This is a genomic window from Rhodococcus sp. HNM0563, assembly GCF_012726195.1.
Classification (GTDB): Bacteria; Actinomycetota; Actinomycetes; order Mycobacteriales; family Mycobacteriaceae; genus Rhodococcus.
Window position 1 is genome coordinate 91,441 of record NZ_JAASAF010000003.1, and the last position, 10,229, is coordinate 101,669.

10 protein-coding genes are annotated in these 10,229 nt (G+C 65.3%); 6 read left to right on the forward strand and 4 right to left on the reverse strand.

Annotation, left to right across the window (positions count from 1 at the left end; translation table 11 throughout):
• Positions 1 to 234: 234 nt before the first annotated feature.
• Positions 235 to 423 carry a hypothetical protein gene (locus HCA61_RS07390; protein ID WP_169687946.1) on the reverse strand — a complete coding sequence of 63 codons (189 nt, stop codon included), beginning with the start codon at positions 421 to 423 and terminating at the stop codon, positions 235 to 237.
• Between the two features lie 370 nt (positions 424 to 793).
• Here HCA61_RS07390 and HCA61_RS26785 point away from each other — a divergent pair, with 370 nt between their 5' ends.
• The 6 genes from HCA61_RS26785 (at position 794) to HCA61_RS07420 (ending at position 5,848) form a co-directional block, all read left to right on the forward strand.
• The gene (locus HCA61_RS26785; RefSeq protein WP_169687538.1) at positions 794 to 2,125 is read left to right on the forward strand and encodes a TetR/AcrR family transcriptional regulator; all 1,332 of its coding nucleotides are present in this window, start codon (positions 794 to 796) and stop codon (positions 2,123 to 2,125) included.
• A 96-nt stretch (positions 2,126 to 2,221) separates the two neighbouring features.
• The gene (locus HCA61_RS07400) at positions 2,222 to 2,881 is read left to right on the forward strand and encodes an SDR family oxidoreductase (RefSeq protein ID WP_169687539.1); all 660 of its coding nucleotides are present in this window, start codon (positions 2,222 to 2,224) and stop codon (positions 2,879 to 2,881) included.
• Positions 2,882 to 2,963: 82 nt separating this feature from the next.
• The gene (locus tag HCA61_RS07405; protein ID WP_169687540.1) at positions 2,964 to 3,503 is read left to right on the forward strand and encodes a DUF1772 domain-containing protein; all 540 of its coding nucleotides are present in this window, start codon (positions 2,964 to 2,966) and stop codon (positions 3,501 to 3,503) included.
• Positions 3,500 to 3,994: a hypothetical protein gene (locus HCA61_RS07410; RefSeq protein WP_206039779.1), complete on the forward strand. Its 495-nt coding sequence runs from the start codon at positions 3,500 to 3,502 to the stop codon at positions 3,992 to 3,994. Before HCA61_RS07405 ends, HCA61_RS07410 begins: the two co-directional genes overlap by 4 nt.
• Positions 3,981 to 5,153 (forward strand): sensor histidine kinase, encoded by a 1,173-nt coding sequence (locus tag HCA61_RS07415; RefSeq protein ID WP_169687541.1) that lies wholly within the window; start codon positions 3,981 to 3,983, stop codon positions 5,151 to 5,153. The genes HCA61_RS07410 and HCA61_RS07415 overlap by 14 nt, the downstream gene beginning before the upstream one ends.
• Entirely contained in the window at positions 5,150 to 5,848 is a 699-nt protein-coding gene (locus tag HCA61_RS07420; RefSeq protein WP_169687542.1) for a response regulator transcription factor, read from the forward strand. The genes HCA61_RS07415 and HCA61_RS07420 overlap by 4 nt, the downstream gene beginning before the upstream one ends.
• A 30-nt stretch (positions 5,849 to 5,878) precedes the next feature.
• Here the strand turns inward: HCA61_RS07420 and HCA61_RS07425 are convergent, their stop codons facing one another.
• From HCA61_RS07425 to HCA61_RS07435, 3 genes are all read right to left on the reverse strand, one after another.
• A complete protein-coding gene (locus HCA61_RS07425; RefSeq protein ID WP_169687543.1) occupies positions 5,879 to 7,777 on the reverse strand; it encodes an FAD-dependent oxidoreductase in 1,899 nt (632 codons plus the stop codon).
• Between the two features lie 3 nt (positions 7,778 to 7,780).
• Positions 7,781 to 9,118, reverse strand: a complete 1,338-nt coding sequence (locus tag HCA61_RS07430) for an MFS transporter (RefSeq protein ID WP_169687544.1) — start codon at positions 9,116 to 9,118, stop codon at positions 7,781 to 7,783.
• 158 nt (positions 9,119 to 9,276) lie between these two features.
• A complete protein-coding gene (locus tag HCA61_RS07435; protein WP_169687545.1) occupies positions 9,277 to 10,212 on the reverse strand; it encodes a LysR family transcriptional regulator in 936 nt (311 codons plus the stop codon).
• Positions 10,213 to 10,229 lie beyond the last annotated feature (17 nt).

Here is a 10,229-nt window from a genome sequence, read left to right on the forward strand (position 1 = left end):
AAGGCTCAAGTGAACACCCATTCTGAGTGCTGGATCCTGTCGTCCTACGCCCCGCGCCTCCGCACAGCACTGCAGATCGGGCATCGAAATATGCTCGAGTACAGCCTGTTCTACTCTCGTCCGCTGCCCATCACTCGCAGATGCCGAACGAATAAGAGATGCGGTTGCGAGCCACAGGAGAACAGCGGTACAACGAGTGAACCGCGCCCCCTGAACGCACGGCGGGTTCGCGGTTCACGTCATGCACACGTCGGAGAACGCCAGAACGGGCCAGCACACGATCGAACCCAGGAACGAGATCACCAGATCGACACCTTCCATATCCGCAAGGTGCGAGGTGTGGGTGAGAGTCCAGATCACCCCGATCAAGCCGTACGGAATGGCAATCAGAATGACCAGACCGATGAATTCGGCTACGGACATCTCGTAGGACAGAACCCTGCGTGCAGTGTCGAACACCGGACGGGCCTCCAGCAATCAGTAGGGACAAGGATCCGGATCGCGGAAAGCACCTCGACGCAGGGTGCTCGCCGGGAACGCTACCACCGCCGCAGTCGAAACAATAGAGTTTTGTGAACGGTCATTCCGAAGGGGCATCCATCGAGTACGAGAACCACAACCCCTCCCTGACCTAGGGTTATTCTGCCATTCTCGCTTTTCTGCACACATATGACAGCAAACAATGGTTCACATGTGCATGATGGTTCACCGGCGGAAGCAGCGTATGCTCGCCCGAAGAGAGATGCCCGCCGCATCGCAGCCAGGGCAGCCCGAGCAACAGAAGTAGGTGCGCGTGGTCGGCAAGACTCCCTCCACTCAGGCCGAGCGCAGATCGCGGCCGAAGAACCGGCGAGACCAGATCGCCACCGCGGCCGCGATCGCCTTCAGCGAACGTGGCTACCACGGCGTGAGCGTCGAAGACATCGCCGAGGAGGTGGGAATCACCAAATCCGCTCTGTACCGGCACTTTCCGGGGAAGTACGCACTCTTCCGCAACTCTGCTCTCATACTTCTGGACGCCCTGGAGACAGCCCTGGAGAGCTCACCGACGGGTCACGTCGAATCGCCCGCGGACGAACTCCGCTCGCATCTCTGCGCCATCATCGGCACCACGATCGCCAACCGGCGCACCGCAGGTATCTACCGCTGGGAACGCCGGTACCTACGACCAGAGGATCGCTCTCCTATCCGTCGGCGGGCATGGGAGGTCAACCGCAGGATCGGCGAATGTGTGAGCCTCATCCGCCCGGGTATTTCCAGCACGGACACGTTCGTGCTCGTTGCCGCGATGCTCAGCGCAATCGGCAGTATCACTGCGCACAGCCTCACTCTGGCGCCGCGCCGCATCGAGCACATCCTCGTCGATGCATGTATGGCACTGTCCCGGGCGGATCTCTCTTCGGAAGAACCTATTTCGTCGATACCCACCGCTGTCAGCCACCGGCCGTCGGCGAACAACATGCGCGAGGATCTTCTGCAATCGGCGATCGAACTCTTCCATCGGGAGGGATACGCGGAAATCGGAGTGGAGGAGATCGCCTCGACCGTAGGCCTGCCCGCGTCGGGCGTCTACCGATACTTCCCGTCGAAGGCCGATATCCTCGCAGCCGCTTTCTACCGCGCGATCGACCGTCTCGAGACCTCGATCGAGTCGGCACTTCAGCAGACCTCGAGCCCACGAGACGGCCTCGAAGCACTTGCCGCGGTGTATATCGAACTCTGCATCTCGCAGCGGGAGTTGATGTCCGTGTATTTTGCGGAGCTGATCAATGTGCCTCCCGGACCGCGGGCAGATCTACGGATGCGCCAGCGACTCGACGTCGAACAGTGGGCCACCCTCCTCAACGAGGTACGCCCCGAACTCTCGAGCGTCGAATCACGCTTCCTCCTGTACGCAGCGCTCAACCTCGTTCCCGATCTGGGTGTGTTCCTCGGCCCCAACGCCGTGCGGCAACAGGCGCCACGGATCCATGCGGTGATGATGTCGGTACTACTCGGCTCCGCGCCCGGACAGCCTGCGTCCTCCGAACACAGTCCGCATGCGCCGAAGTCGAGCGCTGCCACGTCACTGTCTGCACACACTCCGTCCCCTCGAGGTCGCCGTCGCCGGAGCAGCACCGTCTGAAGCGTCCCGAGCCTGCCCGCCTTCTTCGCGCGCGGATATCGGAAGGAAGGCATGCTGGGAGACGCACCCGATCCCCGGACACAAGGAGCACTCGACATGGCACGCATCGCACTCTTCGGCGGACACGGCAAGGTCGCGCTGCACCTCGAGCAGCTGCTCGCCGAAGCCGGCCACGAGACCAGTGCGTTCATTCGCAATCCGGACCACGCCGACGACGTGCGAGCCGCAGGCGGCACGCCGGTGGTGGCCGACGTCGAACAACTCGACATCACGGCGCTGACCGAACTGTTGCAGGGTCATGACGCGGTGGTGTGGTCGGCGGGCGCCGGTGGCGGGAACCCGGCCCGCACCTACGCCGTGGACCGCGACGCGGCGATCTCATCGATGACGGCCGCGCAGGAAGCCGGTGTGCGCCGGTACGTGATGGTGTCGTACTTCGGAGCGCGCACGGACCACGGAGTGCCCGAGGACAACAGCTTCTACCCCTACGCGGAGGCGAAGGCCGCCGCCGATGCGCATCTGCGCGGCACCGACCTCGAATGGACGATCCTGGGGCCGAGCGCCCTCACGCTGGATCCGCCGACCGGACGAGTCGAGGTCGCCGGGCAGGGTGCGCGCGACAAGGGGCAGGTGTCACGCGCCGATGTCGCTGCCGTCGTCGCGGCGGTGCTCGAGCGCCCCGAGACTGCGGGTCGCATGATCGAATTCAACAACGGCGACACACCGATCGCGGAGGCGCTCGACGCGCTCGAGTAGCACTCCGTACGTCGGAAGTCGTACGGAAACCCACGCAGCTGATCGGACGACGGCGGCGAGCCCGGAAACTAGCGTCGACGGCATGTTGCCGCCGCATTCCTTCCCGATTCGGACCGCGATCACTGTGGCCTACAGTTGGGTCACGCTCATTGCGTTCGGGGGGATTCTCGCCGAAACGATCATCCTCTATCCCAACATCTTTCACGACCCTCCTGCATCCCTCGAACTGTCCGTCGAGTTCTTCTCGCAGACGGGCCCCTCGGATTTCTTCCCACCGCTCGGCGCGATCACGGTTGCTCTCTCGATGGTGACGTTGTTCCTTCTTCGTCGTCACAGTGAGGCGCGACCGTGGGCGGCAGCAAGCCTCGCTACGCTGGTTGTCGGCGAGTTCGCCTTCTCCGCACTCTATTTCTGGCCTCGGAACACGATCATGTTCGACGAGGGCCCTGCCCTGCATTCCGCCGAAACGCTACGCCGGACCGCATTCGAGTTCGAGATGGGGCACTGGGTCCGACTGGCGATGAGCGCTGTCACCGCGACGCTCGCATTCGTCGCGCTGTTCCGGGTGCTCACCGCGCGCGCCGGCGAACCTGCGCGGCCCGAGGCCGAGGTCGCATCGTGACATCCGCCGCACATCCGAATCCCGGCATGCATCGGATGACGATCGTCGGCCTTGCCATGCTGGGGGTACCGCGGGTCGTCGCGCACGACCTCGGGATCGCCGGGCCTGGCGTGAATGCAGTACTCGTATTCGCTCCACCCGCCATCTGGCTCGCCGTCCTGCTTGCGAAGCGGACTCCCCGGCCCTTCCGCACAGCGCTTCGGATCGGTCTCGCTTACGGGATCTTCGTCGCTGTCGGACACCAGGTGATGTGGGACGCAGCATTCGGGCCGAACGCACCCGTGATGGGCGGTAGTCTCGCCGATGTGATGCCGACCTGGGTGGAGTCGGTGATCATGCGGGGCTTCGCCGTCATCAGCAGCGTGGCGACAGGCGCCGTCGTAGGAGCGATCGTCGGTGTCCTCGCATGGTTGCCGACTCAGGTCTGCCGTCGGATACACGCCCGGGAGAAAGGCGACGACAATCTCCGTGCGCACCATGGACCCAGTTGAAAGCACTGTCCGCCGAGAACTCATCATCGACGCCACCCTCGCAATCACGGTGTGGATGATCATCAGCGTCGCAATCGCGGCAGATCTCGGAGACGATTCGACCGGCCCGTCCCTGCTCGCGTACCTGTTCGCTGCGTCGTTCGCCGGTCCGGTGCTGTTCCGCCGCCGTCGTCCGGTCGAGGCGCTGGTATTGACCGCCGTGATGTTCGTGACGTACTACGCGCTGTCTTTCCCGCCGATCGGATTGGCACTTCCGCTCGCAATACCGTTGTATTCCGCCGCGGAGCGGGGACACCTGCGGTGGGCAACCGTCATCGCAGGTGCTCTCGTCCTGCTCTCGACCGTCGTGCGCGTCGGGCAAGGAGACGAGCTGCGCTACCTGCTCGGCTTCGAACTGGCAGGGTCCACGGGACTTCTGGCGGCAGTGATCGCACTCGGCGACAGCGTCCGTTCACGCCGCACACTTCGGGAAGAAATGGAACGTGGAGAGCGTGCCGCGGAGCTCGAACGAGAACGGGAAGCGACACGCCGCGTCGAGGACGAGCGCCTCCTCATCGCACGTGATCTGCACGACCTGCTCGCCCATACCATCACCGTGATCGCGCTCCACACCGATGTGGCCATCGAAACGATGAAGGACGATCCTCCGCTCGCGCGGCGGTCGCTGACGTCGGTGCGCGAGGCGTGTACGCGAACAGTCACCGAGTTGCACGCCACCGTCGTGGCACTCCGTTCCCCTGCAGGCACTCCATCCGAAGGCGACCGCGCACCGACCGCGGGGTTGGGGGATCTGCAACGCCTGGTCGACACCGTTTCCGAAGCAGGTGTTGCCGTCCGCATCGAGATCCACGGTACTGCTGTACCGGTTCCTGCCGTCGTCGGCGCAACTGCCTACCGCATCGTGCAGGAAGCGCTGAGCAATGTTCTGCGCCACGCCGATGCCACCGAAGCTGTTGTTGCCGTGAACTATTCCAACGACGTCGTGCAGGTGTCGATCCACGACAACGGTCGCGGCGTCTCGGGTAGTGCGACCGAGGGATGGGGATTGGCCGGCATGCGTGAGCGGGCCGGCCTGCTGGGCGGGTCGGTCGAGGCCCACCCGGTAGAAGGCGGAGGCTTCGTCGTGGACGCACGGATCCCACATGGAGGACACCCGTGATCCGAGTGGTGCTCGTCGACGATCAGGAACTCGTGCGGGAAGGCCTCCAGGTGCTCCTCGACCGCACCGACGACATCGCAGTCGTCGGGACGGCGGCGGATGGCGACGCCGGCGTTCGCGTCGTCTCCGAGACGTCACCCGACGTGGTGTTGATGGACATTCGCATGCCGGGAACTGACGGAATCGCCGCGACCCGCCGGATCGTCGGCGACCCTGCGCTGTCGGACGTTCGCGTCGTGGTTCTCACGACCTTCGATACCGACGACAACGTGCTCGCGGCCATCCGCGCAGGAGCAGTGGGCTTCCTCGTCAAGAACACGGCACCGGATGATCTCCGCGCGGCGATCCGCACAGTCGCGGGCGGGGATGCGATGCTGTCGCCGACGGTCACTCACCGCGTGATGGAGGCGGCGGCGCGCAGCCCGGCCACTCTCGACACCGGGCAACTGGACGGACTCACCGCACGGGAACGCGAAATCCTCGCCGAGGTCGGGCTGGGTCTGTCGAACGACGAAATCGGGAGCAAGCTGGTGATCAGTCCGGCAACGGTCCGCACCCACGTGACACGGATACTCGCCAAGCTCGCCGCGCGCGATCGTGCCAACCTCGTCGCGGTCGCCTTCCGGACGGGCCTGGTGGATCCGGCCGACCCACGAGACGGCCGAATGTCACCCTCATCCAATCGAACTGCATGAAGGTGACATTCGGCCGAAGTGCAGCGGGTGTCAGACCTGCGGCGCGAGCTCGTCGACCCGCACCGGGGAGGTGTCCGAGGCAGCCGCGATGGCCTCCTCGAACTGCCGGTGGTCGACCTGCGAACCGAGCATCAGGGCGAGACGCGTGAGGAAACCTTCACGATCGCTCTCGTCGACCTGGTCGAGCGCAGTCGACAGGCCCAGCCACACGTTCTCACGACGCTGCTCGTCGCCGGTGACCTGCTCGGCCGGACGGGCAGGCAACGCGTCGCCGGACGGAGCAGCGCCGGAGCGCAACGCGTCTGCGACACCCGACAGGCCTGCAACAGGCACACGGCACAGCAGAAGACCGTCTGGACGGATCACGAAGGTGTCGCCGGCCTTCGCGCCGAGCGCGTCGGCCAGGTCGGCAGCGTCGAGTACGGTCACGCCGTCCACCTCGGCACTGTCGACTGCGAGTGCGCGGACGCTCTCGGGCGACAGCGCTGCTCCGAGCTCGGTGGTGGCCGCGACGAGCGCGGCGCTGTCCGCATCGTCGAGCCCGAAGCCGAGCACCGCGAAACCGGTGCCGCGAGCGACGTTGAGTGAGGTGTCGGCCCCGCCGATACGCACGCGGCGGTCTTCGACCGGGTCACCTGGCAGCACACCTTCGGTCCCCGGAGCCACCGGCCACGTCAGCGGCGACAGTCGCGCGTGGGTGGCACTGGACTGACGCGGGTTGATCAGGTGACCGAACTCGGGGCGACCGACCGCAAGCGCGAGGACTGCGTCGCGCGTGGTGCGGTATCCGTGGCTGCCCGGGCTCATGATGAGGGTGGACTTGCCTGCGTTGGCCACATTCTGCTCCCACGCGTTGTGGCGCTCGGACGAGTACGCCTGAAGCAGGGCGGCGTCGGCGTTGCCATGGATCACGGCCGCGAGCTGCCACGCGAGGGTCTCAGCGTCCTCCATGCCGGAGTTCAGGCCGCGCACACCGAAGATCGGAACGAGATGTGCTGCGTCCCCGGCGAACAGGATCCGGTCGTGGGCGAACTCGTCGAGGGCGAGTGCGCGGGCACTGTAGAAGCCCTTCCACTCGAGGGTCCACGGCAGGTCGTTCTGCAGCCAGTCGAGGTGCTTGGCGATGCGAGCCCGGATGGCGTCTTCCTGGGTCTCGATCTCGGCATCCTCGGACGGGTCGAGTTGGTAGTCGATGCGCCAGATGTCGCCGGGCTGCTTGTGCATGATGATCGTCGAACCGGGGTTGCTCGGCGGGTCGAACCACACCATGCGCTCGGCGGGCAGAGCCGATTCCCAGTGGATGTCGGCGATGACGTAGCGGCCTTCGTAGCTGGTGCCCTGCAGGCGCAGGCCTGCGAGTTCACGCATGCGGCTGCGACCGCCGTCGGCCGCGACGACGTACCGGGCGCGCAGATGGCGCTTGCCGTCGGCGGTGTCGACTTCGAGGGTGACTTCGTCATCACCGCGAAGAATGCCCGCGATCGATGCCTGCCAGTACAGGGTGATGAGCGGATTCTGCTCGATGGTGTCGACCATGATCTGTTCGAACTCCGACTGGGAGACGTTGATCATGGGCGGACGCACGTCGAAGTCTCGCTGCGGCATCTGGAAGTGCAGGACCTGCTGGTCGCGGTAGAAGCTACGGCCGCCGGCCCACGGAAGCACGATCTTGTCGAGTTCGGCACCGAAGCCGAGACGCGCAGCGGCTTCGAGGCTGTGTCGGGAGATGCAGATCGCGCGGCTACCGAAGGACACCTGGTCGGCGGCTTCGATAATTGTGACGGGGATACCGCGCTGTGCGAGTCCGAGTGCGGTGGCCATGCCGACCGGTCCGGCACCCACGACGACGACGGGGAGCGTCTCGTCGGACGGCATCATCGACTCGAACGTCGATGCGGGGTACTTGGGAGGCTGGTAGTAGGTCGACATGGGTCAGACACCTTCCTGCGAGGGGGACTGTGCCTGCTCGGTGCCGGTGCCTGCGGAGGGCACACGCAGGAGCAGGATGCTCATGAGGCTGACCAGGGCGATCAGCACGAAGTAGCCGGTGATGGACATCGAGGTGCCGGTCGCGGCGAACAGCGAGGTCGCGATCATCGGGGCGAGACCGCCGCCGAGGATGGCACCGACCTGGTAGCCGAGGGACGCACCGCTGTAGCGGATCTTGGCGGGGAACAGTTCCGCGAACAGCGCTGACTGGGGTCCGGCGCAGCAGCCGAGGGTGAAACCCAGTGCGATCATGGACAGCAACATCACCGGCAGGATCGCGGTGTCCATCAGTGGGAAGAACAGGGCTGCGGCGACGACGAGCGCGGCCGATGCCTTGATGTAGATGGTGCGGCGGCCGACGAGGTCGGAACGCCAGGCGCTGTAGGCCATGCCGGCCATCCAGAACGGGCAGGATGCGATGAGCAGTGCCAGCATCGCGGTCTTGCTGTAGCCGAGTTCGGTTTCGCCGTACTTGAGCACGTAGACCATGTAGGCGTACGCGATGCCGTTGGTGGCGATGAACGTGCCACCGGCCAGGAGCACGGTCTTCCAGTGCTTGGTGAGCACCTCGAGGATCGGCATCTTCTCTTCGACCTCGGCGGGAGCTTCCTTGGCCGCCTTGAATTCGGCGCTCTCCTCGAGCCCGAGACGAATCCACATGGCCACGATGACGAGGACCGCCGACATGAGGAACGGCACGCGCCAGCCCCACGAGTTGAAGGCGTCTTCGCTGAGGAGCGCGGTCAACGGAAGGTAGACGAGGTTCGCGATCAGCACACCTGCGGGCACACCCAGCTGGGGCGCCGCTCCGTACAGGCCACGTTTGCCTGCGGGGGCGTTCTCGGTCGCGACGAGCACTGCACCGCCCCATTCACCGCCAACGCCGAGGCCCTGGATGAAGCGCAGAGCAACGAGGAGGATCGGAGCAGCCACGCCGATGGCGGCGTAGTTCGGCAGCAGGCCGATGGCCACAGTCGCGAAGCCCATGAGGAGCAGCGACGTAACGAGCATCGACTTGCGGCCGATCTTGTCACCGAAGTGACCCATCACCACGCCGCCGATGGGGCGGGCGATGAAGCCGACGGCGAGCGTCGCGAACGCTGCGAGGGTGCCCGCGACATCCGACGAACCCGGGAAGAACTGAGGTCCTAGGACCAGCGCCGCTGCGGTGCCGTAGATGAAGAAGTCGTACCACTCGATGGCGGTGCCGACGAAGCTGCCGAGCGCGGCTTTGCGCGCCGCTTTTGCCGACGTCTGAGGCGTCGAGTCAAGAACGGTCATGAGTACGGGTGCCCTTCGGCGAAGTGAACTGGAACGGATCCGATTAACGAGCGTTCGGACGCGGTACAGCCATCATGAGGGCGGTCACATTCATTTGAAAAGCGGATAAAGTCGGGGATCTATCCCCGAAAAACCGTCATTGGGCGCATTCGTGCAGCTCATGACGCGCTTGCACCTTGACGGGCTGCGACCACGAAGTGAACAAAAGTTTGCGCCACCCGACTGGGAAGCGCATCTTTCCGCCACGCGAGCACGACATCGACAGGATCCGGTTTCGGCTCCGCGAAGGGTCGTACCGCGATCGGAAGGCCCTCGTAGGTCACGTCCAGGGAGGGACGCTGAAGCAACAGCGACCACCCCAATCCCCGACCCACGAACGCGCGGCACGTCTCGTAGTTCTGGGTTCGGTATGCGACCACCGGCGAGAAACCTGCCTCGGCGCACACACTCACCGCGTGACCCGAACTCGGCGGCGCGTCGAGCATCACCATCGGTTCGTGGGCGAGATCCGTCAGCCGCACCGGAGCCCCCGACAGCGCCGCCGGGTGGTCGGCGGGCAGCAGCAACATCGGCTCCATGGAGTCGAGGACGGCGGACTCCAGCCCGGGCTCGAGGTCGAGGTCGTACATGAACGCCACGTCGAGGTCACGCGAGTCGAGCTGCGCCCGCAGCCGGTTCTGTGTGTCCTCCCGGAAGTCGACACGCGCTCGCGGGTGAGCCTCGGTGAACCCGGTGATCAACGACGGCAGCAGCGTAGGCCCGAGTGACGGATAGCAGCCGACCGCGACCGGTCCCGCTACGGAGCCCGCCTCGGAATGGGCGTCGTTTTCGAGTTCCGCGGCGAAATGCAACACCGTCTTGGCTCGCTCGAGGACTGCGTGCCCGGTCGGAGTGAGGCGCACTCCGCGCGCTCGCTGACGTACGAGCAACTTAACGTCGAGCGCTCGTTCGAGATCGTTGACGGCGGCGGACACCGCCGAATGCGACATGCGGAGCGCGTCCGCAGCTGCGGTGATGGTTCCCCAATCGGCAACGGCGACGAACGCCGCCAGCTGGCGGATCGTGTAGGCGGGAACATCCTCGGAACGGGCCATACGCTCACGTTAGATCG

Excerpts from the sequence above, each read along its gene's own strand:
- HCA61_RS07390 (WP_169687946.1), bottom strand. The coding sequence starts at position 423 with ATGTCCGTAGCCGAATTCATCGGTCTGGTCATTCTGATTGCCATTCCG.
- HCA61_RS07400 (WP_169687539.1), top strand. The coding sequence starts at position 2,222 with ATGGCACGCATCGCACTCTTCGGCGGACACGGCAAGGTCGCGCTGCAC.
- HCA61_RS07405 (WP_169687540.1), top strand. The coding sequence starts at position 2,964 with ATGTTGCCGCCGCATTCCTTCCCGATTCGGACCGCGATCACTGTGGCC.
- HCA61_RS07415 (WP_169687541.1), top strand. The coding sequence starts at position 3,981 with ATGGACCCAGTTGAAAGCACTGTCCGCCGAGAACTCATCATCGACGCC.
- HCA61_RS07425 (WP_169687543.1), bottom strand. The coding sequence starts at position 7,777 with ATGTCGACCTACTACCAGCCTCCCAAGTACCCCGCATCGACGTTCGAG.
- HCA61_RS07430 (WP_169687544.1), bottom strand. The coding sequence starts at position 9,118 with ATGACCGTTCTTGACTCGACGCCTCAGACGTCGGCAAAAGCGGCGCGC.
- HCA61_RS07435 (WP_169687545.1), bottom strand. The coding sequence starts at position 10,212 with ATGGCCCGTTCCGAGGATGTTCCCGCCTACACGATCCGCCAGCTGGCG.